General features: G+C 65.1%; 27 protein-coding genes. 9 read left to right on the top strand and 18 right to left on the bottom strand.

Features of this window, described 5'->3' with window-relative positions; translation table 11 throughout:
* Window positions 1-217 precede the first annotated feature (217 nt).
* The 4 genes from JQ572_RS01990 to JQ572_RS01975 all read left to right on the top strand — a co-directional run bounded on the left by JQ572_RS01990 (window position 218) and on the right by JQ572_RS01975 (window position 4126).
* Entirely contained in the window at window positions 218-1360 is a 1143-nt protein-coding gene (locus JQ572_RS01990; protein WP_211381304.1) for a type III PLP-dependent enzyme, read from the top strand.
* A gap of 133 nt (window positions 1361-1493) precedes the next feature.
* Window positions 1494-2081, top strand: a complete 588-nt coding sequence (locus JQ572_RS01985; protein WP_211381303.1) for a GNAT family N-acetyltransferase — start codon at window positions 1494-1496, stop codon at window positions 2079-2081.
* 146 nt (window positions 2082-2227) lie between these two features.
* Entirely contained in the window at window positions 2228-2617 is a 390-nt protein-coding gene (locus JQ572_RS01980) for a RidA family protein (RefSeq protein ID WP_211381302.1), read from the top strand.
* Window positions 2618-2683: 66 nt separating this feature from the next.
* On the top strand, window positions 2684-4126 hold the full coding sequence (locus JQ572_RS01975; protein ID WP_211381301.1) for a homospermidine synthase: 1443 nt from the start codon (window positions 2684-2686) through the stop codon (window positions 4124-4126).
* A gap of 40 nt (window positions 4127-4166) precedes the next feature.
* On the opposite strand, the gene JQ572_RS01970 is transcribed toward JQ572_RS01975, so the two are convergent.
* The 11 genes from JQ572_RS01970 to JQ572_RS01920 form a co-directional block, all read right to left on the bottom strand.
* Window positions 4167-4499, bottom strand: a complete 333-nt coding sequence (locus JQ572_RS01970) for a hypothetical protein (RefSeq protein ID WP_211381300.1) — start codon at window positions 4497-4499, stop codon at window positions 4167-4169.
* Window positions 4500-4600: 101 nt separating this feature from the next.
* Entirely contained in the window at window positions 4601-5317 is a 717-nt protein-coding gene (locus tag JQ572_RS01965; protein WP_211381299.1) for an MgtC/SapB family protein, read from the bottom strand.
* Window positions 5318-5347: 30 nt separating this feature from the next.
* Window positions 5348-6367 (bottom strand): WD40 repeat domain-containing protein, encoded by a 1020-nt coding sequence (locus tag JQ572_RS01960; RefSeq protein ID WP_211382385.1) that lies wholly within the window; start codon window positions 6365-6367, stop codon window positions 5348-5350.
* The gene (locus tag JQ572_RS01955; protein ID WP_211381298.1) at window positions 6367-7410 is read right to left on the bottom strand and encodes a CobW family GTP-binding protein; all 1044 of its coding nucleotides are present in this window, start codon (window positions 7408-7410) and stop codon (window positions 6367-6369) included. Before JQ572_RS01955 ends, JQ572_RS01960 begins: the two co-directional genes overlap by 1 nt.
* A gap of 54 nt (window positions 7411-7464) precedes the next feature.
* Window positions 7465-8328, bottom strand: coding sequence for a metal ABC transporter solute-binding protein, Zn/Mn family (locus tag JQ572_RS01950; protein ID WP_211381297.1), 864 nt, complete (start codon window positions 8326-8328; stop codon window positions 7465-7467).
* 5 nt (window positions 8329-8333) lie between these two features.
* The gene (locus JQ572_RS01945; protein WP_211381296.1) at window positions 8334-9203 is read right to left on the bottom strand and encodes a metal ABC transporter permease; all 870 of its coding nucleotides are present in this window, start codon (window positions 9201-9203) and stop codon (window positions 8334-8336) included.
* Between the two features lie 6 nt (window positions 9204-9209).
* On the bottom strand, window positions 9210-9965 hold the full coding sequence (locus JQ572_RS01940; RefSeq protein ID WP_211381295.1) for a metal ABC transporter ATP-binding protein: 756 nt from the start codon (window positions 9963-9965) through the stop codon (window positions 9210-9212).
* A gap of 2 nt (window positions 9966-9967) precedes the next feature.
* Entirely contained in the window at window positions 9968-10180 is a 213-nt protein-coding gene (locus JQ572_RS01935) for a hypothetical protein (protein ID WP_211381294.1), read from the bottom strand.
* Window positions 10181-10222: 42 nt separating this feature from the next.
* Window positions 10223-10723 (bottom strand): hypothetical protein, encoded by a 501-nt coding sequence (locus JQ572_RS01930; RefSeq protein WP_211381293.1) that lies wholly within the window; start codon window positions 10721-10723, stop codon window positions 10223-10225.
* Window positions 10720-11331, bottom strand: a complete 612-nt coding sequence (locus JQ572_RS01925; protein WP_211381292.1) for a permease — start codon at window positions 11329-11331, stop codon at window positions 10720-10722. Before JQ572_RS01925 ends, JQ572_RS01930 begins: the two co-directional genes overlap by 4 nt.
* Window positions 11332-11544: 213 nt before the next feature.
* Window positions 11545-12141 (bottom strand): superoxide dismutase, encoded by a 597-nt coding sequence (locus JQ572_RS01920; protein WP_211381291.1) that lies wholly within the window; start codon window positions 12139-12141, stop codon window positions 11545-11547.
* Window positions 12142-12375: 234 nt separating this feature from the next.
* On the opposite strand from JQ572_RS01920, the gene JQ572_RS01915 reads away from it, so the two are divergent.
* The 3 genes from JQ572_RS01915 (at window position 12376) to JQ572_RS01905 (ending at window position 14910) form a co-directional block, all read left to right on the top strand.
* Entirely contained in the window at window positions 12376-12903 is a 528-nt protein-coding gene (locus JQ572_RS01915) for a GNAT family N-acetyltransferase (RefSeq protein ID WP_211381290.1), read from the top strand.
* An 81-nt stretch (window positions 12904-12984) separates the two neighbouring features.
* Window positions 12985-14367, top strand: a complete 1383-nt coding sequence (locus JQ572_RS01910; protein ID WP_211381289.1) for an MATE family efflux transporter — start codon at window positions 12985-12987, stop codon at window positions 14365-14367.
* Window positions 14368-14475: 108 nt separating this feature from the next.
* Window positions 14476-14910 carry a DUF2147 domain-containing protein gene (locus JQ572_RS01905; RefSeq protein WP_211381288.1) on the top strand — a complete coding sequence of 145 codons (435 nt, stop codon included), beginning with the start codon at window positions 14476-14478 and terminating at the stop codon, window positions 14908-14910.
* Here the strand turns inward: JQ572_RS01905 and JQ572_RS01900 are convergent.
* Window positions 14907-16061, bottom strand: coding sequence for a DUF3095 domain-containing protein (locus tag JQ572_RS01900; RefSeq protein WP_211381287.1), 1155 nt, complete (start codon window positions 16059-16061; stop codon window positions 14907-14909). The two genes, JQ572_RS01905 and JQ572_RS01900, sit on opposite strands and share 4 nt — an antisense overlap.
* A gap of 218 nt (window positions 16062-16279) precedes the next feature.
* Here JQ572_RS01900 and JQ572_RS01895 point away from each other — a divergent pair, with 218 nt between their 5' ends.
* Window positions 16280-16663, top strand: a complete 384-nt coding sequence (locus tag JQ572_RS01895) for a ribbon-helix-helix domain-containing protein (protein WP_211382384.1) — start codon at window positions 16280-16282, stop codon at window positions 16661-16663.
* A 13-nt stretch (window positions 16664-16676) separates the two neighbouring features.
* Here JQ572_RS01895 and JQ572_RS01890 read toward each other — a convergent pair whose 3' ends face one another.
* From JQ572_RS01890 to JQ572_RS01870, 5 genes are all read right to left on the bottom strand, one after another.
* Complete coding sequence (locus tag JQ572_RS01890) at window positions 16677-16889, bottom strand: hypothetical protein (protein ID WP_211381286.1); 213 nt, start codon at window positions 16887-16889, stop codon at window positions 16677-16679.
* A 126-nt stretch (window positions 16890-17015) separates the two neighbouring features.
* On the bottom strand, window positions 17016-17738 hold the full coding sequence (locus JQ572_RS01885) for an SDR family NAD(P)-dependent oxidoreductase (protein WP_211381285.1): 723 nt from the start codon (window positions 17736-17738) through the stop codon (window positions 17016-17018).
* Complete coding sequence (locus JQ572_RS01880) at window positions 17731-19113, bottom strand: class I adenylate-forming enzyme family protein (RefSeq protein ID WP_211381284.1); 1383 nt, start codon at window positions 19111-19113, stop codon at window positions 17731-17733. Before JQ572_RS01880 ends, JQ572_RS01885 begins: the two co-directional genes overlap by 8 nt.
* Window positions 19100-19345, bottom strand: a complete 246-nt coding sequence (locus tag JQ572_RS01875) for an acyl carrier protein (RefSeq protein WP_015688794.1) — start codon at window positions 19343-19345, stop codon at window positions 19100-19102. Before JQ572_RS01875 ends, JQ572_RS01880 begins: the two co-directional genes overlap by 14 nt.
* Before the next feature lie 152 nt (window positions 19346-19497).
* Window positions 19498-21312: a long-chain-acyl-CoA synthetase gene (locus JQ572_RS01870; protein ID WP_211381283.1), complete on the bottom strand. Its 1815-nt coding sequence runs from the start codon at window positions 21310-21312 to the stop codon at window positions 19498-19500.
* 457 nt (window positions 21313-21769) lie between these two features.
* Between JQ572_RS01870 and JQ572_RS01865 the strand changes: the two genes are divergently transcribed.
* Window positions 21770-22513, top strand: a complete 744-nt coding sequence (locus tag JQ572_RS01865; RefSeq protein WP_211381282.1) for an SGNH/GDSL hydrolase family protein — start codon at window positions 21770-21772, stop codon at window positions 22511-22513.
* 179 nt (window positions 22514-22692) lie between these two features.
* Here JQ572_RS01865 and JQ572_RS01860 read toward each other — a convergent pair whose 3' ends face one another.
* Entirely contained in the window at window positions 22693-22974 is a 282-nt protein-coding gene (locus tag JQ572_RS01860; protein ID WP_211381281.1) for a DUF3551 domain-containing protein, read from the bottom strand.
* Window positions 22975-23061 lie beyond the last annotated feature (87 nt).

The raw sequence follows: 23061 nt of genomic DNA, 5'->3' as shown, positions 1-23061 counted from the left end.
TCTCTACCGGCAGTCCAACGCCGGCGCGGGCTACTGAAAAGGCTTGTCCTTCATTGCCAGGTGTGCGGGCGGGAGCATTCCCAACCAATCCACGGCAGCACAGTCTGATGTGAGTCTTTGGCTCGTCACGCCTCCATCGCGTGATCTGGCCGGAGCGCTCTTATCCGACGTCATTTTTTGAACGGATCCCCGTCGCTGGGCCGTTTGGGAGAGTGCTATGACCGATCGTATCCAGGAATTCCTGCGCAACCGCCGCAAGGAGGGCCTCGACACCGAGCCGTGCCTCGTCGTCGACCTCGAAGTCGTGCGCGACAATTACCAGACCTTCGCCAAGGCGCTGCCCGACAGCCGCGTGTTCTATGCCGTCAAGGCGAACCCGGCGCCGGAAGTGCTGGCGCTGCTGGCGTCCATGGGCTCCTGCTTCGACACCGCGACGGTCGCCGAGATCGAGATGGCGCTGGCTGCGGGTGCGACGCCCGACCGCATCTCCTTCGGCAACACGATCAAGAAGGAGCGCGACATCGCGCGCGCCTTCGCGCTCGGCATCCGGCTGTTCGCAGTCGACTGCACCGCCGAAGTCGAGAAGATCGCCCGCGCCGCTCCCGGCGCGAAGGTGTTCTGCCGCATCCTCTATGACTGCGCCGGCGCCGAATGGCCGCTGTCGCGCAAGTTCGGCTGCGACCCGGAGATGGCCGTCGATGTGCTCGACGTCGCCAAGCGCCTGGGCCTGGAGCCGTGCGGCATCTCGTTCCATGTCGGCTCGCAGCAGCGCAAGGTGAAGGCGTGGGACCGCGCGCTGGCGATGGCCTCGCAGGTGTTCCGCGACTGCGCCGAGCGCGGCATCAACCTGACCATGGTCAACATGGGCGGCGGCTTCCCGACCAAGTACCTGAAGGACGTGCCGCCGGTAGTCACCTACGGCCGCTCGATCTTCCGCGCGCTGCGCAAGCACTTCGGCAACCAGATTCCGGAAACGATCATCGAGCCGGGCCGCGGCATGGTGGGCAACGCCGGCATCATCGAATCCGAGGTCGTGCTCATCTCGAAGAAGAGCGACGAGGACGAGGTGCGCTGGGTTTACCTCGACATCGGCAAGTTCGGCGGTCTCGCCGAGACCATGGACGAGTCGATCCGCTATGCCATCCGCACACCGCATGACGGCGCGGACATGACGCCGTGCGTGCTCGCCGGGCCCACCTGCGACAGCGCCGACGTGCTGTACGAGAAGAGCCCGTATCCGCTCCCCGTCACGCTCGAGATCGGCGACAAGCTGCTGATCGAAGGCACCGGGGCCTATACGTCGACCTACTCGGCGGTGGCGTTCAACGGCATCCCGCCGCTGAAGACTTATCACATCTGATCCGCCTCTCCTTCTGAGGCCTCACGAACCCGGGAGCCGGCTTGCCGGCTCCCTCCCTGACATTTCGATTTCTGACGACGCCTTGGACCGGCGTGCTTCGCGCACGTCGGCTTCAAGCGGGGACTGACGTGCCATGACCACTCTTCGGAAGCCACAGATCGCCCTCAACTCGAATGCCGCTCCGTTCGCTATTCGTGCGGAACGTGCTGCCGACGTTGCCGCCCGTGAAGCGCTGCTGGATGCCTGCTTTGGCGAGAACCGCCATGGCCGCACCTGCCAGCGCCTGCGCGACGGACGTGCGCCTGCCGCAGGCCTTGCCCTGTCGGCCGTGCGCGAGGGGACGCTCGTGGGAACCGTGCGGCTGTGGCATGTCAGCGCCGGAGGCAGGCCCGCTCTGGTCCTCGGACCACTGGCGGTGGACCCTGCCTGCCGCGAGTTCGGGGTCGGCGCCGCGCTGATGCAACAAGCGCTGGCCGCCGCCCGGGCGCGCGGGCATGCCGCCGTGATCCTGCTCGGCGATGCCTCCTATTATGCCCGCTTTGGCTTCTCCGGCGAGAAGACGGCTGAGCTCTCGCTGCCCGGCCCGTTCGAACGCGACCGTCTGCTCGCGCTCGAATTCACCGGCGGCGCGCTCGACGGCGCCGAGGGGATGATCGTCCCGACCGGCGCGCCGCTATCCAAACGGAGGTCGGTTCGTCCCCTCCAGGCGCACGCGGCCTGAGGGATTGCCGTGATGGCGACGACCGAAGCCGCGTAAAGCGACAACGGCTGGCTGCGCTTGGACTGACGCCCGTTCTTTCGGGGTTGCGTGAGCCCCGGAAACGCCCTTTAACCCCGCGAAACACCCTTTCAGTCGAGGTCCAAAACATGTCCCGTCGCCTGATCTCAACCGGCTCCCCCCTCGAGAAGACCGTCGGCTACAGCCGCGCCGTGATCGACGGCGATTTCGCCTTCGTCGCCGGAACCACCGGCTATGACTACACCACGATGACGATGCCGGCCGATGTCACGAGCCAGTCACGCAACTGCTTCAAGACCATCGCAGCCGCCCTGCAGGAGGGTGGATTCGAGATGGCCGATGTCGTCCGCGCGACCTACTACGTCACCGACGCGAGCTACATCGACGCCCACTTCGCCGTCTGCGGCGAGGTTCTCGGCGACATCAGGCCGGCCGCGACGTTGCTGGTCGTCTCCGCCCTCGCCAAGCCCGAGATGAAGGTCGAGATCGAAGTCACCGCCAAGCGCCGCAGCGTCTAAAGCGCCGCAGCGCCTGATCCATCCTCTCACCCTTTGTTTGCCAGCACGTTCCGGAGAAACCATCCCATGAGCCACCCCTCGCAGATCTACGCGAAGATCACTGGTCCCATCGTCATGGTCGGCTTCGGCTCCATCGGCAAAGGCACGCTGCCGATGATCGAGCGGCATCTCGATTACGACAAGTCGCGCGTCACCGTGATCGATCCCAAGGACGAGGGCCGCAAGGCGCATTGCGAGAAGCAGAATGTGCGCTTCATCCAGAAGGCCGTGACCAGGGACAATTATCGCGAGTTGCTGACCCCGCTGCTCACCGAAGGCGGCGGCCAGGGCTTTTGCGTCAACCTGTCGGTCGACACCGGCTCGACCGACATCATGGAGCTCTGCAATGAGCTCGGCGCTCTCTATATCGACACCGTCAACGAGCCCTGGCTCGGCTTCTATTTCGATTCGTCGAAGGGGCCGGAAGCGCGCTCCAACTACGCCCTGCGCGAAGTGACGCTGGCCGCCAAGAAGGCGCGCCCCGCGGGCTCGACGACGGCCGTCTCCTGCTGCGGCGCCAATCCCGGCATGGTCTCCTTCTTCGTCAAGCAGGCGCTGCTCAATGTCGCTGCTGACCTCAAGCTCAACGCTCCCAAGCCCAAGACCAAGGCCGAATGGGCGGATCTGATGCGGCAGGCCGGCATCAAGGGCATCCACATCGCCGAACGTGACACCCAGCGCTCCAAGAAGCCGAAGGAGCCCGACGTCTTCGTCAACACCTGGTCGGTGGAAGGCTTCCTGTCGGAAGGTGTGCAGCCGTCCGAACTCGGCTGGGGCACCCATGAGAAATGGATGCCCGAGAACGCGCGAACCCACGAAGCCGGTTGCGGCGCCGCCATCTATCTGATGCAGCCCGGCGCCAACACGCGCGTGCGCACCTGGTGCCCGACCCGCGGCGCGCAGTATGGCTTCCTCGTCACTCACAACGAGTCGATCTCGATTGCCGATTACTTCACGGTGCGCGACGCCTCGGGCACGGCGGTCTACCGGCCGACCTGCCACTATGCCTATCATCCGGCTGACGACGCCGTGCTGTCGCTGCATGAGATGTTCGGCCGCGCCGCGAAGATGCAGGAGAAGCACCACATCCTCGACGAGAACGAAATCGTCGACGGCATCGACGAACTCGGCGTGCTGCTGTTCGGCCACGACAACAATGCCTACTGGTACGGCTCGCAGCTCTCCATCGAGGAGACCCGCAAGCTCGCGCCCTACCAGAACGCCACGGGCCTGCAAGTGACCTCCGCCGTGCTCGGCGGCATGGTGTGGGCGCTGGAAAACCCCAACGAAGGCATCGTCGAGGCCGACGAGATGGATTTCGATCGCCTGCTGGAAATCCAGCTGCCTTATCTCGGCCCGGTGAAGGGCTTCTACACCGACTGGACGCCGCTGACGGATCGTCCGGGACTATTTCCGGAGGACATCGACATGAGCGATCCCTGGCAGTTCCGGAACATATTGGTACGCTGAGGGACGCGACGCGTTCCGACTGCGAGCGTGCAGTGACCGCCTACTTCTCCTTGATCGGTGGAGCGATCTTCTCGGCAGGTGCAGGGGGCAATGCTGGTTTGACCGCGCCGGCAGCCCCTTGCGTCTGCGGATCGGGGCGCGCGGGCTCGGGCGCCGGCGTGGTCGGCCGGTCGCCGCCGGGCTTGGCTTCCGCGGGCTTGTTCTGATCCTCGGACGGCGTGCCCTGGAGCGGCTGGGTTGCCTGCGCCAGCTCCATGCGACCTTCAGCGCGGATTTGCGCGATCGATACCCCCGATATCACCACGCCGGCCGCAAACAGCGAGCAGGCAATCATGAAGTCGAGTTTCAGTCTGCGCTTGTCATTGCCGGTCATGTCGATCACCGCCTATGTCTGCGAGATCAACGAAGTCGCCGGCCCGCGGTTCCGTAGCCGCCGAAGCGGGAACCGCGCCTTCGCGCGCCAAAACGCCGCGCTCAGTCCGAGGTGCTGACTTCCCAGGTGGCGTGGCGCACGCCCGGCAGGTGCTGGAGATCGGTCGCCACCGCGTTCAGCTCGTTCGGATCAACCGCGGTCGCGACCAGCTTTGCAACGATCTCCAGGACGTCCTCGCCAATCTCGACCACCTCGATATCGGCCACCGGATACTTTGCCCCTTCGAGCTTCTCGACGAGGCGGTCGCGCATGTCGGGGAGCGCGTCGGTCGCGACCGCGAGCTTGAAGTAGTAGGTCGCCTCGGAGGCCTTCTCGTTCAGCGGAATGCGATTGATGGCGTTGACCAGCGGGCGCAGCATGGTGTTGCCGGCGATGACGAACACGGTGAGTGCGGCCGCCTGCGCGACCATGTCGGCTCCCGCGCAGGAGCCGACCGCTGCCGAGGCCCACAGCGTCGCCGCGGTGTTGAGCCCGCGCACGTCCATGCCCTGCTTCATGATGACGCCGGCGCCGAGAAAGCCGATGCCGGAGACGACATAGGAGATCACCCGCACCGCGCCGTCGGAGCCGGTCAGATGCATGGCGAGATCGACGAAGGCGGCAGCGCCGACCGCGACCAGCACGTTGGTGCGCAGGCCTGCGGTGCGCTGCCGGTACTGCCGTTCGGCGCCGATCAGCGTGCCCAGCACGAAGGCCGTGAACAGGCTGACCAGCGTGTCGGCGAAGTCAGCAAGCTGGAACGTCGTCAGAAACCGCATGGTCCCCTATACGGTCAGAACGATGACAGATTAAAGCTCGAGCAGACCGCCGTCGCCATTTTCATCGGCAAAGGCCAGCAGCGTGCCCTTGGCGTTCCAGGCGAGCGCAGCCACGGGTGGCGTGCCGTTTCGGCGGACCAGGATCTCGGCGCCGTCCTCCAGCCGCACCATCAGCACGGTGCCGTCGCTGTAGCCGGCGGCGAAAATGTCGTTCTTCGGATGACACGCGACCACCGACACGCGCGCTTGCAGCGGCGCCAGCATCGCGGGCTCCTTGCCCATCGGGCCGTCCTTGCTGGCGAACGGCCACAGGATCACGGTGTCGGCGCCCGAGGTTGCCAGCGCCTTGCCGCCCGCGCTCCAGGACATCGAGCGTACCCGGCCGGGATAGCCGGTCATCCGCATATGCCTGTTGTCGGCGAGCCGCCAGCCGTGCAGCGCCGACTCGTGCATCGTGGTGACCAGGAATTTGTTGTCCGGGCTGAAGGTGACGCCGAGATGGGAGCCGGCCCAGGGCAGGAATTCGGCCGATCCTTCCATGTTGGGAAACCACAGCGTGGCGCCGTTGTAATGCGCGATCGCGAGCCGCAAGCCCTTCGGCGCAAACGCAAGCCCACCGACAGTCGAGGGCACCTCGATCGATTTTTCCTCGCTCTTGCCGCTCTTGACGGTCGCGGTCTTGCCGGCCGACCAGGCGTAGGCGCCATCCGAATGCAGTGCCACCGCGTCGATCCAGCGCCGCTTCGGGTCGGTGGCGAGCAGCGTCACCTCGCCCTTGGCGTCGAGCGACACGACCTTGCCGTCGTCGCCGCCCATGACGAGGCGCTTGCCGTCGCTCGCGGTCGAGAGGATGCCGCCGCTATGCACGACAACAGTGGTGATCTCGCCCTTGCTGTCGACCAACGCAACGTTTTCCTCGCCGCCGACGAAGGCAGCGCGGTCGCCGAGGAAATGGGCCGAGGTCACACCCATGCCGAGCGCAACCGGCTTGACACGGTCGGTGACGGAGACGATCGAGGCGGAGTCGGAAGCGGGCGTAAACTCTTTCATCACGAGACGATGCAGCTCTCGAAGCCCGCGCGAATGAGCTCTTCCGGCAATTCGCGGCCGATAAAGACGAGGCGGCTCTCGCGCGCCTCGCCGTCCTTCCATTTCCGCTGGTGGTTGCCCTCCAGCATCATGTGGACGCCCTGGAAGACATAGCGGTCGTCATCGTCGTGGAAGGCGAGGATGCCCTTGGAGCGCAGGATCTTGCCGCCCTCGACCTGCACCAGATTCTGGAGCCAGGGCATGAACACGTTCGGGTCGAGCGGCTTGTCGGTCTTGAGCGACAGCGACTGCATGTCCTCGTCGTGATAGTGCTTCAGGCCGTGGCCGTGATCATGATGATGGTCGTGACCGTGGTGATGATGATCATGGTCGTGGTCATGATCGTCGGCATTCAGGAAGTCCGGCTCGATGTCGAGGATGCGGTCGAGATCGAAGGCGCCGCGATCGAGTACGTCAGCCAGAGCCACCGAGCAGCGCTCGGTACGATGCAGCTTCGCATAGGGATTGATGGCGCGGATGCGGGCCTCCACCTCGGCAAGCTCTCCCTTGGTGACGAGATCGGTCTTGTTCAGCACGATGACGTCGGCGAACGCGATCTGGTTCTTGGCCTCGGGCGCGTCCTTGAGCCGGTCGGAGAGCCATTTAGCATCCGCGACCGTCACCACCGCATCGAGGCGCGCGTTCTTCTGCACGTCCTCGTCGACGAAGAAGGTCTGGGCCACGGGCGCCGGATCGGCAAGGCCGGTGGTCTCGACGATGATGGCGTCGAACTTGCCCTTGCGCTTCATCAACCCGTCCATGATGCGCACGAGGTCACCGCGCACGGTGCAGCAGATGCAGCCGTTGTTCATCTCGAACACTTCCTCATCGGCACCGATGATGAGGTCGTTGTCGATGCCGATCTCGCCGAATTCGTTGACGATGACGGCGTATTTCTTGCCGTGGTTTTCGGACAGGATGCGGTTCAAAAGCGTGGTCTTGCCGGCGCCGAGATAGCCGGTCAGGACGGTCACGGGAATTTTCTGGGAGGTCGCTTCAGACATAATCACTCCGGACTTCGGGCGTTTCGCGCGACGCGAGGCGGGGTGGCCCCTGCCCTAGTGGTCAAGCGCGCTGGTCAGGGCCTTTATATTGTGCCTGACCATATCAATGTAAGTGGGTGCAAGCCCCTTTTCGGCCGTTAAACCGTCCGAAATGAGGGTCCCGCCGACTTTTGAACCGGTCTCCGCCGCGATCCGCCGGATCAACCGGTCGTCGCTGATATTTTCCAGGAAAACGGCCGGGATTTTTTGGGCCTTGATCTGGCCGATGATGCCGGCGATATCCCGCGCGCTGGGCTCGGTTTCCGTGGAGACGCCGAGTGGCGCGATGAACTGGACGCCGTATTCGGCGGCGAAATAGCCGAAGGCGTCATGGGTGGAGATCACCTTGCGCCGCTCCGGCGGGATTTTCGCCACGGCCTCGCGGACCTCGCGGTCCAGCGTTTCGAGCTTGTCCAGATAGGCCTTGGCCTTCGCGCGGAAGAACTCCGCGTCGTCCGGATCGGCCGCGGCCAGCGCGCTGGCGATGTCCGTCACGTAGACCTTGGCGTTGGGCACGGACTGCCAGGCATGCGGGTCCGCGGCCGAGCCGAGCTTGAGCGGCGCGATGCCGGCGCTCGCGGTGACCACCTGCGCCCTGGCTCCGGAGGACTGCACGAGGCGCGGCAGCCAGCCCTCGAGGCCGAGCCCGTTGACGATGACGAGCTTTGCGTCCGCGATCCGCTTCGCATCGCTTGGTGCGGGCGTGTAGACATGGACGTCGCTGTCTGTGCCGACCAGCGTCGTCAGATTGATGCGGTCGCCCCCGACATTGCGGACGAAATCGGCGAGGATCGAGAAACTGGCGACGACGTTGAGCCGTTCCGCGGCGTACAGCGGCGAGGCGATCAGCAGAAGCATACACAGCAGGATGGGCCGCATTGCCGTCACGCTTCCAGATGCCGGCCGGGAAACAGCTGCCGGAGGATACCGCCGACGCGACCGAAGAGAACGGAGACGATGTAGAGCACGCTCGCCACGAGAATGATCGCAGGGCCCGACGGCACCCGGGTCTGGAACGACAGCACGAGACCGGCATAGCCCGAGACCGCGGCGGCAACGACTGCGATGCAGATCATCGCGGTGAGGTCGCGCGACCAGAACCGGGCGATGCCGGCCGGCAGGATCATCAGGCCGACCGCCAGCAAGGTGCCGAGCGACTGAAAGCCGTTGACGAGGTTGATCACGACCAGCGCGAGGAATGCGAGATGCGCAGGTCCCCCGGCGCGGCTGACGGTGCGCAGGAACAGCGGATCGACGCTCTCGATGACCAGGGGGCGGTAGATCACGGCGAGCACCAGCAGCGTGATTGTGGCGTTGAAGGCGACGACCAGCAGCGTCTGGTCGTCCATCGCCAGGATATTGCCGAACAGCACGTGCAGCAGGTCGATATTGGTGCCCTTGATCGAGACGATGGTGACGCCCAGCGCCAGCGAGGCCAGATAGAACGTCGCCAGCGAGGCGTCCTCCTTCAACCCGGTCGAGCGCGCGACGAGGCCCGCGAGGATCGCGACTGCAAAGCCGGCGATCAGGCCGCCAGCCGTCATCGCGAACAGATTCAGGCCGGAGAGCAGGAAGCCGACAGCGGCGCCGGGCAGGATCGCATGCGCCATGGCATCGCCGACGAGGCTCATCCGCCGCAGCATCAGGAACACGCCGATCGGCGCGCCCGCCAGCGACAGCGCTATGACGGCGGCAAGCGCGCGCCGCATGAACTCGAATTCGGTGAACGGACCGATCAGCGCGTCATAGACCATCGGATCTCAAGCCGCCCGCGAGCGGGCATCGTCAGCCGCGCAGGCCTCAGCGCTGTCGTCGAAGGCCTCGCACATCCGCATCGCGACCATCAAATTTTCCGGCGTCAGCACTTCCGCCGTCGGGCCCCATGCCACAGGCCCGCGCGCCAGCACCAACGTCTCGCTGAAATGATTGCGCACCATCTCCATGTCGTGCAGCGCCGCCAGCACGGTGCGGCCTTCGCCGTGCCAGTGCTTCACCAGCGCGAGCAGATCAATCGTGGTCTTGCTGTCGATGGCGTTGAAGGGCTCGTCGAGCACGATCAGGCTCGCATCCTGGAGCAGGACGCGCGCGAACAGCACGCGCTGCATCTGCCCGCCGGAGAGCGTGCCGATCGGGCGGTTCTCGAAGCCGTTGAGGCCGACGGAAGCGATCGCGTGCAGGATCTTGTCTCGCGCGGACTTGCCGATGCCGCCGAACAGGCCGGTCGCACGCCACAGCCCCGTGGCGACGAAATCGAATACCGAGATCGGAAAGCTGCGGTCGATCTCCGCGCTCTGCGGCAGATAGGCGACATCGCGGGAGTCGAGCCCGCCGAGATGGATGCTGCCGTCGAGTGGCCTAAGGATGCCGACGATGCCGCGCAGCAGCGTCGACTTGCCGGCGCCGTTCGGGCCGACCACGGCGACCAGCGCGCCCGGCGCGACCACGCCGTTGAGATGATGCACGGCCGGATGCCGGTCGTAACCGAGCGTGACATTGTGAAAGTGGACGGCCGCCATGGTCACCTCATCGCCAGGAAGACCACGCCCCAGAGCACGGCGCAGGCGGCAAGCGCCGCGGCGACGCGTGCGGCCATGGTCATGCGCAGGATCGACCAGGGCGCCGCCTGAGCCGGATGCGGCACTGCTGCATCATGGACGTGAGCGTGCGTGTGGTCGTGCCCGTGGGAATGGGCGTGGGAGTGGTCGTGAGCGTGGGACGCGGCGGGAACCATGTCGGTACGTTATATTATAACATTACCCCTGTCCACGCTCCCTCAGGGTTTGCCGATCACCATCGCGATGGCGGCCGCCAGGAACGGGAACGGCACCGACACTGCGCAGCGGAACCAGACGAAACGGGCCGGCATGAACGGGATTTCCCACAGGATCACGCGCTGGAAGGCGAACAGCGCCCAGGCAACGACATAGGCGACCACCTGCGGCACCCCGCCGCCCGATTTGAGCGCCACCGTGCCGATGGAGAAGCCGATCACCGGGCCCCCGGGCGTGGCGGCCCCGGCAACCACGGCGGTCGCGACCCCGAGCCAGCCGCTGTCCGGGCCGAGCCAGCCGGTGATCACCTCCTGCGGGATGATGGCGGCGATATAGCCGGAGCCGATCACCCCGAGCGCGATCCGCGGCACGATGTTGATGAAATCCATGGAGCCCTCGCGCAGCGAGGCCTTGAACACCGGAGGGCCGCGGCGGAAGGCGATCAGGCCGACGCCGAAGACCGAGCCCCAGAGCAGGATGTCGATGAGAAGCGCCGCGCTCAAATCTCGTCGTCCTTCGTGGCCGGCCTCGGATAGAGCCGGACATAGACGAAGCGTCCGAGCGCGCCTGCGAGCACCGGCAGCGGCAGCGAGATGACGATGCGCCACAGCGTGAAATCGGTGCCCATGATCGGAATTTCCCAGGCCACCGCCCGGCCATAGCCGATCAGGGTCCAGCTCACGACCATGGCGATGGTGGCGCCGAAATCGGCGCCGACCGCCAGCAGCGCGCTCGCGACGGGATAAGCGGTGAACGGTCCGCCCGGCAGGATCGCACCGAAGGCGGTGCCGATCAGCAGGCCCTTCAGGCCCGATTTCGGCCCGAGCGAGCGCGAGACTTTTTCGTGCGGCAGGATCTCGGAGATGAACGCGCCGAGCAGACAACCGGCCAGAACGCGCGGCAGGATGCCGCCGAACAGCGACAGGTCGTGGGTGAGAATGTCGAGAACACCGCCAGAACCGTCACGCCGCCAGACCAGACCCGCGCTGACCGCCACCAGGACCGCGATGATGATGGTCGACCAGCCGATCGGCTTGCGCACGCGTCCCGGCCGCGGCTCGGACTCCACGTCCTCGGCAGGCGCCGGGTCTTTCGGGGAAGAATCTGACAACGGGCTCGGTCGGCTCGAGGGTGATGCCCGTCCTGATTAAGGGCGGGCCCTGCACGATGCAAACAATACGGTGGCGGGAGCGTTGCGCGCCCGGCGCAGGGCCATGCGAGGTGCGGACGAATTCCGCACAGCAAAAAGGCGGCCGCGCATGCGACCGCCTTTTCAATTCGTCACTTCCGGAGCGGCAAAGCCGAACCTGGAATGTGTGAGCCCTCAGGCCTTGTCGAACAGGGATTCGACGTATTCCCAGTTCACGAGGTTCTCGACGAAAGCCTTGAGATAGTCGGGACGGCGGTTGCGATAGTCGATGTAGTAGGAGTGCTCCCAGACGTCGCAGCCGAGGATCGGAGTGGCGCCGTGCACCAGCGGATTCTCGCCGTTCGGAGTCTTGGCGATCTCGAGCTTGCCGTTCTTGACCTGGAGCCAGCACCAGCCGGAGCCGAACTGGCCGACGCCGGCCGCCTGGAAGTCGGTCTTGAACTTCTCGAAGCCGCCGAGGTCCTCGTTGATCTTCTTCTCGAGCTTGCCGGGCAGCTTGGTGCCGCCGCCATTGGGCTTCATCCAGCTCCAGAAGTGGATGTGGTTGTAGTGCTGGCCGGCATTGTTGAACACCGCGGGGTTCTTGCCGAACGAACCCTTGACGATCTCCTCAAGGGACTTGCCTTCCCATTCGGTGCCCTTGAGCGCGTTGTTGCCGTTGGTGACGTAGGCCTGATGATGCTTGTCGTGGTGGAATTCGAGCGTCTCCTTCGACATGAACTGGCCGAGGGCGTCATAGGCGTAAGGGAGTGGGGGCAGCGTAAAGGTCATGGGTTGTTGTCCGCGACTGATGGGGAACGAGGCTTAACGGTCACCCCTTATAGAAGGTTCCTCGGCCGTTAAATACCGCCAAATTGCAAAAACGGGTGATGCGGCGGTATGGCCCGATTGCATAAAATCGTCGCAAGTGTGAGGGGCCGCTTCAACCAAGCCGAAAAATGTCATTGCCTTTGAGGCGCTTATGGCAGAACGAACGCACCACGCGGAGATGCGAAAGAAAGAGTAATGAGCATCGAGATCGACATTTTGAACGGCGATGCCTCCTGGCCGATCGCGGAGCCGCTGCATCAGGCGGTGTTCGGACCGCAAATGGTCGAGAAGCTGCCATGGGCGCACGTCAAATGGGCCAATGCCGATTTGCGCGTGCTGATCGAGACGCCCGAGGACGGTCTCGTCTGCCATGTCGGCATCTACTTCCGCACCGTCACCTGGAACGGACAGAATGTGCATATCGGCGGCATCGGCGGGGTGTGCACGCGCGAGGACCGGCGTAGCCGCGGCTATGCGACCATGGCGATCGATGCGGCGGTGCACACCATCCGCGCCAACGAAGCGGCGCGCTTCGCACTGCTGTTCTGCGAGCCGCACAATTTTGCGTTCTACCAGGCCCGAAGCTGGCTGCCCTTCAAGGGCGAGGTCTATTGCGAACAGCCGGAGGGACGAATCCGGTTCGACGCCATGACGCCCTATGTCTTCAACATCGTCCGTGCGCCGACGCTGGGCACCATCGACCTCTGCGGCCTGCCCTGGTGAGCCCTGCGTGAAGCAAGGCTGGCGGAGGCAAGCCAACCCTGTAATATGTCGATCATCATCCAATGTTCCGCCCGGTGAGACATGACGATCGACGCCTCGATAGACGCCGTGCCGCCTGCCCCGGTCGCCTCCCCCATCGCCAGCCTGCTGACCGCGCCGATCCTGCCGACGCTGCTGCGGCTCGCGATCCCCAACATGATCGCGATGGTCGGAAGCACGCTGGTTGCGATCGCCGAGACCTCCTATATCGGGCGGCTCGGCACCATCCCGCTCGCGGCGATCGCGCTGGTGTTCCCGTTCGCGATGCTGACACAGATGATGAGCGCGGGCGCGATGGGCGGCGGCGTCTCGTCGGCGATCAGCCGTGCGCTCGGCGCCGGGGATCGCGACCGCGCCGCGTCGCTGGCGCTGCACGCCGCCATCATCGGCATTTGCGGCGGGCTTTTCTTCACGGTGATGATGCTCGCCTTCGGTCGCTCGTTCTTCACGTTGCTCGGCGGACGCGAGCGCGTGCTCGAGGAAGCCAGCGGCTATTCGCAGATGCTGTTCTCCGGCGCGGTCGCGATCTGGCTCGTCAACACGCTGGCCTCGGTGATCCGCGGCACCGGCGACATGCGCCTGCCTTCGATGACGTTGATCGGCACGAGCACGCTCCAGATCGCGCTCGGCGGCACGCTCGGGCTCGGCCTGTTCGGCGCGCCGCAATTCGGCATGCCCGGCGTCGCCGCCGGCCAGTTGATTGCGTTCACCTGCGCCGCGATCTTTTTCCTCTGGTATCTCTTGTCCGGCCGCAGCCGGCTGCCGCTGAGGGTCCGCGCCTTTCATTTCGAGCGCGCCATGTTCCTGGATATCCTCAAGGTCGGCGCGGTCGCCTGCCTGTCGCCGCTCCAGACCGTGCTCACCATTTTGATCTTCACGAAGATCCTGGCGACCTTCGGCACCGAAATGCTGGCCGGCTACGGCATCGGCTCGCGGCTGGAGTTTTTGCTGATACCGATCACCTTCGCCTTCGGCATCGCCTCGGTGCCGATGGTCGGCATGGCGATGGGCGCCGGACAGGTGAAGCGCGCGCGGCGCGTGGCCTGGACCGCGGCGGCAGCCTCCGGGATCACCGTCGGCCTGATCGGCCTCGTCATTGCGCTCGATCCCGCATTGTGGGTGGCGCTCTTCACCGGAGATCCCGGCGTCACCGCCGCGGCGCACAGCTATTTCCACTGGGCCGGGCCGGCCTTCGTGTTCTTCGGCATGGGTGTGTCGCTGTATTTTTCCTCGCAAGGTGCGGCGCGCGTCGGCGGTCCGGTTCTGGCCTCGACCGCGCGGCTTCTGATCGTCGCGATCGGTGGCGTCGGCCTGATGATGGCGCAGGCGCCGGCCTGGACATTGTTCGCCCTGGTCGGCGGCGCCATGGTCGTGTTCGGGCTCTCGACCGCAGCCTCGGTCGCCTTCGTCCGCTGGGGCAAATGAGCGCAGGTAGATAAGCGCAGGCAAATAGGCGCAGGAATGTGATTCCATCCAGCGTTGCACTATCCTGCCGGGCTGCTATGGAGGCGCCTCCAATTCGGGGCCCCCTCCATGACTTCCAGATTCGCTGCTCTCATTGTCATCCTGGCTGCGCTGCTTGGCACGACTGCCGCGCAGGCGCAGAGCGTCGACGGGACCTGGCTGACCCAGGCCGGTGATGCCCGCGTCAAGATCGGCAAATGCGGCGGCGGCGTCTGCGGCAACATCGTCTGGCTGCGCGAGCCCCACGACACCGCGACCGGCCAGCCAGCGACCGACAGCAAGAATCCCAATCCCGAACTCGCCAGGCGCCCGATGATCGGACTGCCGCTGTTCATTGGCATGCAGCCTTCAGGCCCGAACAAATGGTCCGGCCAGATCTACAATGCCGATGACGGCAGCACCTATGCGAGCAGTGTCACCGTCACCGGCACGGACGCATTGCGGGTGGAAGGCTGCGTCGGCGCGCTCTGCGGCGGCGAGACCTGGACGCGTGCGGGGCGCTAGCTCGCGCCCGCCGCCATCGCCTTCAACGCCGTCGCCGCCGAGGCGTAGCCACCTCTCGCGCCGTCGATGAAGTGGACGTGGTCGCTGCGCAGCGCCGACGGCGTGAAGCAGGTCATCATCGCGGCGTCCTGTTGGTGGAGGCCGTAACGCACGATGCCGTCGCGTGCCGCCGCCGCGAGACGGTCGCTCAGCGCGCGTTCGAGCTGCGGGGTACAGTCGAGGATCATGCGCAGGCCGTCGTCATATTTGCGGAAATCCGAGTTCTCGACCACCTGCCGCTTGTAGACATCAGGCACGAAGCCGCCGACGTTGAGGTCGAAACGCATGATCAGATAGACGAACAGCGTGTAGGCCAGCACGCGGGCGCGACGTGCGACCAGCGGACCGCCACGCTTGGTGCGTGCTTCATATTCCAGCCCCTGCGGAGGCCATGTCAGCGGCGGCCCCTGCGATGGCACCGGACGGCCGCCATCCGGGCTGCGCTCGACGAGGTGGATGATGTCCTCGATCACCTTGCGGAAAGCCTGCGGATCGGCACCGGGCGTCGGCATCACCAGCACGGACAGGATCAGTCCGCGCGAGGCCGGCATCACCTCGAAACGGCAGGACAGTCCGGAGAGATCGGGCTGCGTGCCGTCGGGCGCCTCCGCGACCGCAAACTCGCCGCGCTTCATCGCGGCGTCGGCCCAGGCAAGCCCACCGCCAGAGAACATCGCATAGGACAAATTAGCCGACGGCCCAAAGCGCGCGACGCGAACGTCGAGACCTTGCGCGCGGATCGCGCTCACCGGCACCAATCCAACGCGCATCTCAAGATCGAGATCCTCCCGCACCCAGGTTGCGGTCGCGGCCAGAGCCTCGCGGGCAGCATCGAGATCGGAAGGCGCGACCGCAAAGCTCGCGCCGTCGCCGCCGAACACGAAGGGGAATTCCCGGCCCTCCAGCGCATTCGTCACCGCTGCAATCACGGCTGCGCCGGCCATGTTCACGGCCTTGTAGCGCTGCGCGGCGATCGCCTTGGTGGAATCGACGATGTCGGCGACGCCGATGCTCCAATCGTCCGGCAGCGGCGCATAGAGTGCGGGCTCCATCAGGCTGGTGAAGCCGCGGAAGACGGGAATGCTGCCGTAGAAGGGGGCGGCTGGTGTCATCGGGTGATTGCCGGACGTTTGGTGCGCTTCCGAGGGAGATACGGAGCAGGATCGATCCGGGTTCGCCGGCTGGCGTCCCCCTTTTCAATCATTGGCCGAAATGAGCCCGGACAACAAGACCGCGCCGCGCTGCAATGCCGCAGCGGAGCATTGATCGGCATCAAAAAGCCGGCCGCCGGGTGCGGATATGCTGGGCTCATCTTCAGGCGTTGCACGGGATGATCGAAGTGCCCGACTTCGGCAGCAAGGACCCCACCACTTCCGTGCGCCGGCGCACGGGGCTTGATCCGATCAGTGCGGTGAAGATGCCGGAGAGGCTGACCGCTGCCGTCGATGCCTGGGCTGAAGCCCAGAGCCTGTCGCGCTCGGAGGCGATCCGCAAGCTGGTCGAATTGGGGCTGAAGATCGCGTCCCCGGGACTTGCCTCAACGCCCCCGATCGCATCGGACGCCAAGATCGAAGAGATCGCGGTGCACGAGATCGAGGGGCTGCTCGATCCCGCATTGCCGGAGGACGAACGCGAGCGCCGCATCCGTCGCCTCACCGAGGGGCCGCCGGAATTCTCACACGAACGGATCGATTTGCCGAAGCATCGGACGTGAGCGGCGGTACGCGCTAATGCACCTTCGCGTCCTGACGCTTGCGCAGGGCGTCCAGAGACGCGTCGTGGCAACCGACCAGCCGCACGAATTGCTGCGGATACATTTCATGGCCGTGAGTACCGGAATTCTGATGCGTCATCGGCGGGCAGTGGACGTCATCATCCGGCTTCGTGCTGGCATGCTCCGTCCGGCCCTCGTTTGAAGCGGTCATGTTTGGGATGGCCATGGACTGCTCCCTGTCGATTGGGGCAGATCGATTGACGTAACCCAATCGATTGCTACGCATCTTACGACCACATCCGGCTGGATGTCATTGTTCCGGATCAACGTCATGATGGCGGCGGAGTTCCGTTTACGCCGTATTCCCGGCGTCAATCGTAAAGACGGTGCCGGTCACGTTGCGGCCGCCCTCGCCGAGCAGATATTCCACCATGCGCGCGACGTCATCCGTCTCCGGCAGGCGGCGCAGCGCGCTGCGCCCGGCGATGCGCTTGCGGCTCTCGTCGGAGAGGTTGTGGGTGAGCTCGGTGTCGATGAAGCCGGGCGCGATCGCGTTCACGGTGATGCCGAGCTTTCCGACCTCGCGCGCGAGCGAGCGGGTGAATCCGGTGGCGGCGGCCTTGGTCGCGCCGTAAACGGACAGCCCGTTATAGCCGGTGGTGGCGATGATCGAGGAGATGTTGATGATGCGGCCGGCACCATCGGCCATCATCTGCCGCGCGACATATTTGGTGAGGATGATCGGCGACAGCACGTTGAGCTGGACCAGCGCCTCGATCTCGGAATTGTGCATGGTCGCGAGCAGGCCTTCGGTGCCCAGGCCGGCATTGTTGACGAGGCCATAGATCGGGCCGAACTCGTCGCGCACCATTTTTGCAAACGCCGGGATCGCGTCGATCACCGCGAGATCGCAGGCGCGGAAATGCAGACGCCCTTCCGACCCCGCGATCGCCGCCTTGAGCTCATCGCTCTCGCGCCGCGCGGCTGCGATGACGTTATAGCCGGCATCCACCAGCCGCGTGCCGATCGCAAGGCCGATACCGCGGCTGCCTCCGGTGACAAGGACATTATGCATCGGTGCGCGCCAGTTTGCCGGCCGGAGTGACGTCGAGCGCCTCGACGAAGCGGATCACCGCCGGCACCTTGTGAGATGCGAGCTGCGCGCGACACTGATCCAGGATCTGGTCGCGGATCTCTTTCGCACGCGCCGGATCGGTGCCGTCGGCGAGGATCACGTCGGCGACGACGATACCGCCGGTGATCGGGCTCTTGCGCGATTTCGCCCGCGACATCCGTACGTCGGCATGGCGGTTGATCACCGCCTCGATCTCTTCGGGGTGAACCTTCAGTCCGCCGATATTGATGATGCCGCCGCGACGGCCGACGAAATAGTAGCGGTCGCCGCGCAATTCGACGATATCGCCGCTGTCGACAAAGCCGTCGTCATCGGTCAGCGCGGCGGCGTTGCGGCCGATATAGGCGTGCGCCGTGCGCGTCGAGCGGATGCGCAGCGAACCGTCGACGACCTTCATCTCGACGCCATTGCGGTTGCCGAGATAGTCAGCCGGAAAACCCTCGAGCCCGTCATTGACGGCAAAGCCGACGCCGGCCTCTGTCGAGGCGTAGGCGTGGCCGACGGACGAATTGGGGAACGCGGCCTTCAGGCCATCGAGCACTGCCTGATCGGCAATCTCGCCCGAGAGACGGACGTAACGCGGCGCGAACTTTGCGGCCGAGCCGCTCATCAACAACTTGCGCCAGTGCGAGGGCGTGCCGGAGATGTGGGAGACCCCACGCGCGTTCAGCCGCGCGACGTGATCGGCCAGCGCCTCATCCGGATCGGACAGCACCATGGAGCCGCCGGAGAGGACGGCACGGAGGAATATCTGCAGGCCGCCATAGCGGCGAATGTCGTAGAACGTCGCCCACACCGGCGCGGGTCCGCGCGCGGGGCCTTCGGCGACGATGGCGCCCGTGAGTGCCTCCAGCGTATGACCGACGATTTTCGGTACGCCCGAGGTGCCCGAGGTGAGCATCAGCCATTCGGTCGCGCGTTCGGTTCTGGCCGGCGCGGTGGCCTCAAGCGGCAGCTGCGCGGTGACGACCAGCGTCACGCCGGTCTCGGCCCAGCGATCCGGCTCGTCGGTGACGACGGCATCGATTCCGGCATCCGCGATCAGCGCGTCGAGATATGCCGGGTTGAGATCTGGCGGGCACAGCAGCATGCGACGGGCAACGCCGTCGAGCTCGATCATGGCAAGGCCGGACCGGAGCTGGTCGGACAGTTTCAACAGGACCGCGCGGCCGGACAGCTCGCGCAGCCGTCCGCCCAGGACCGTCTGCGACAGGATATCCGTCAGCGACGCGACATCGTGCGCGTCCGACAGCGTGCGGCCCGTCAGCTCCGCGCCGAGATGGTCGCGTAGCGCAAAGATCTCACGCGGGGACATTTTCGTAGGCCCGCACGAAATCGCCCACGGTGGCGGGGAACGCTGCGTCCTCGGAGATGGTGAAGGGGTCGACGCCGGTCTCGTCCTCGAGACGCGCTACCAAAATGGCGAAGGCGAGCGAGTCGAAGCCCGTCTCGTGCAGGGACAGATCGTCCGAGAGTGCGGGCAGCGTGACGTGCTGCTCCTTGGCGATCTGCTGGATCGCTTCAATGACCTTAGACCTTACCGACATGGCTGGCTCGCTGCTCTGTTCTTGTTCATTCTTCGTCGTTCAGACGGCGGCTCCTGATGACCGCCTCCCATGGCCTTTTGTTTACCCGACAGAAGTAAATGGCTTCTTGGACAATTCAGATAAAATTGGACCTATCTCCGGATTTCGCATGGCTAGAGCCTGATCGAGCCGTCGACGAGCTTCGAATACGCCTCCAGATCGAGCGCGGCATAGGCGCCGGCCTTCGGGTCCAGCATGAACAGCGGATCGCGGATCGCGCCCGGATCAAAGCCCTCTCGCGCGAGCTCGGTCTTCTTCTGCTTGAAGGTCTCGGTCGCATCGAGCTCGCGCGAGATGCGAAGGAAGAGGGGCCGAGCATAGGCCGGCAGGCGCTGCGCGAGATGCGCAGGCAGCGCTTCCACGTGAAAACCCTCGTTCACGACGATCGCGCTCATGCCGGCGCGGCCGTCAGTGCCAGGGATGCTGACGCCGTAAGTGGTCGCATCGATCACGCCGGTAAAATCGCGCACGGCATCGTTGACCTCCGAGGCGGCGACGTTCTCGCCCTTCCAGCGGAAGGTATCTCCGATGCGGTCGACGAAGTGGAAGAAGCCCTTGTCGTCGAGCCGCATCAGGTCGCCGGTGCGGAACCAGGCATCGCCCTTGGCGAAGACATCGCGCAAAATCTTCTTCTCGGTCTCGCTCGCGTCGGTGTAGCCCTCGAAGCGGCCGCCGCCCTGGTCCGCCGTGCCGATGCGGCCGATGGCTTCGCCGGCCTCGCCGCGTGCGCAGGCAATGCAAAGTCCATCTTCATTGCGCAGCGGCGCGCCGCTGCCGGGGTCGAGCCTGACGAGGCTGGCCGGGAAACGATGGGCGAGCAGCGGCGGGATGCGGCCGATCGCCCCCGGCTGGCCCTCGACGTTGAACAGCGAGAAATTGCCTTCCGTCGCGGCATAGAATTCGAGGATGCGGGGAATGGCGAAACGGGCCTGAAAGTCCTCCCAGATGTCGCCGCGCAGGCCGTTGCCGCAGGCGAGCCGCAGGCGGTGACGGTTCTCGTATTCGGACGGCGGCGCCTTCAGCAGGTAGCGGCAGAGCTCGCCGATGTACTGGAATAGCGTGCAATCGTGGCGCACGATGTCCGGCCAGAAATTCGAGGCCGAGAATTTTTCCGCGATCACCACCGAACCGCCGGCAGCGAGCATGCTGCATGGCGCGACGATGCCGCCGACCGAATGGAACAACGGCAAGCAGTCGTAGAGCCGATCCTGCGGGCTCGCGCCGGTGAGGCCGGCGAACCAAAAGCCCCAGTTGAGGATGCGGCGATGGCTGATGCTGGCCGCTTTCGGCAGGCCGGTGGTCCCGGACGTGTAGATCAGCAGGGCGCGGTCGTTGATGGTGACGTCGCCGTGCTCGTCCGGCGAGAGCGGACCGTCGTCGAGGGCGGCAAGCGCGACATCGACCGCGCGTTCGCTGCGGGCGTCGCCATGGGTCCAGACCTTTGCTTCCGTCTTCAGGTGCGGCGACGCGCTGTCAAGCATCGCCGTCAGCTCATGCGCGACGATGATATGCGATGGCTTTGCAACGTCGATGCAATGCGCGAGCGATGGCCCGACAAGCTTTGTATTGAGCAGCGCGACCACGCCGCCGGCGCGACTGATGCCGAGCCAGGCGGCGACATAGTCGATGCCGTTCGGCATGATGAGCGCGACCGTGTCGCCCTTGGCCACGCCGACCGAGCGCGCCCAGCGCGCATAGCGGTTGATGCGTTTCGAGAGCCCCTCATAGTCGAGGCTTGCGTCATCGGTGATCAGCGCGATGCGGGCGGGTTGGCGCTGCGCCCAGTCGTCGACGACGTCGGCGAACAGCCGGCCCGGCAGCGCCTCGATCCGCGCGGTGAGCTCGATGGCCTTCAGCCAGATTTTTGAAGCCGACGGTGCGCGCGCGGCTCTCGGTTGCTCGATGATGCCGGTGGTCATGCCGTTCATTCTTTCGGAACGTGTCTGCTGGTTCCGGCAGCTTAGCTCGCACGCCCTGCCCAGGTGTTAAGAGACAAGGTAAAGCGCGGTTAGTGCGCGATTAACTCTAGTGATCCTTTACCAAGCCGAGGGGATCGCCGTGCGGCCCGGCTTGTTTCTTGCGACAGCAAATCCAGTCATTCGGACGCGTAGCGCGAACGCGATCAACGCCTCGTTCGACCCCGCGCTGCCGTATGATTTCGCCAAGGGCATTGCGCCGGTCGCCGCCATCGCGCGGATTCCGCCGCACGGCAACGCCGACGCATTCGGGGCATGCTGACCGCGGAGACCGAGCGCTGGCGCAAGGTGGTGGAGCGGTCGGGGATCCGGAAGGAGCAAAGAAGCACACGGCGCTAGGCGGCTTCGTCCAAGCAGGCTATCCTTCGCTCTACCTTGCGGTGTCCTGGTCACGACAGGGAGGCGACCCGTGGCTCTCGACCCCTCACAAATTCCGGTTCAGGCAACGCCGTTCCGGCAACGGCTGACCAATCTTTTCAACCGGCTGAGCGGCGACGGACAGGTCAAGGTGGTCGCGATCGGCTCGTCGACCACGGCGGGCGAAGGAGGTATCACGCCCTATCCCCAACGACTGCTGGCGGACCTTCGGATCCAGTTTCGGTCGCAATTTCCGAAGGCAACGATCGACGTGATCAACCGGGGCATCGGCGGCCAAGAGGCTCCTGAAGAGTTCAAGCGATTCCAGCGCGACGTCCTCGACCTGAATCCCGACCTCGTTATCTGGCAGGTCGGCACCAACTCAGTTTGGCAACCCGCCGATCAGAACCCTCCTTCTTTCAGGGATACCACGAAGGCGATCCGTAAAGGTGTCGACGAACTTCTGGCGGCCAAGCGGATCGACGTGATTCTAATGGACCTGCAGTATGTGCCGGCGCTGCTGACACGGGCCAAGATCGGCAAGGCGATCGCAATGGTCGAGGCGATCAGCGACATCGCACATAAGAAGCGCGTCAATGTCTTTCGCCGCTTCGAGCTGATGAAGGGCTGGCACGATATCGCAGGGATTTCATTCGACCGGATGGTCGACCCGGGCGACGACACCAGGCTGCACGCAAGCGACTGGACGACGGACCAGATGACCTGGCAATTGACCGCAGCAATCAACGCGGCGGTGAACAAGGCTCCGTCATCCGCTGGCATGCGCAACCGGTAGTCCTACCTGCTCCATCGCACCAGCGACCGCGTGAGCGCTACCGACGTGCCTGCAGACGAGATAGCGGGGATCGAAGGTCTGCGCGTGTGACGGCACGGCCATGAGCACCGCACCGACAGTCACACCAGGCCCACTGTGCGACGCCTCAATCCTGGCACCGGAAACCGCGTCGCCTGCTGCTACTGGTGCACCTTCTTGTGACGCCGGCGGGGCGGCAGCGGTTCGTTGAAGGCGTAATAGGGATTGAGGTCGCAGGTCGCGGCAAGGCCCGACGCCGTGGCGCGGCATTGCGGCAACGAGGTGAAGGAGCAGTCAAAATAGTCACCGCCCCCGCCACCCAAGCCGCCGCCGGTGTAGCGGTGCATGCATACGGGATAGGCCGGATCGTACCTCTGCGCACTGGCATCCGCTGCGCCCAGCAGCGTGAATATCGCAGTGAGGGTCAGGAGCGGCAGACGCATGGAGAAATCCTCGAATAGGTCACCTCGGCAACGTCGATGCCGACGGCTTCATATGACACAACATCCCGGCGCGCGCGACTGTTCCTG

The sequence above is a fragment of the Bradyrhizobium sp. SZCCT0153 genome, assembly GCF_018129995.1.
GTDB lineage: Bacteria > Pseudomonadota > Alphaproteobacteria > Rhizobiales > Xanthobacteraceae > Bradyrhizobium > Bradyrhizobium japonicum_G.
This window is presented reverse-complemented; position numbering and strand designations above follow the sequence as displayed.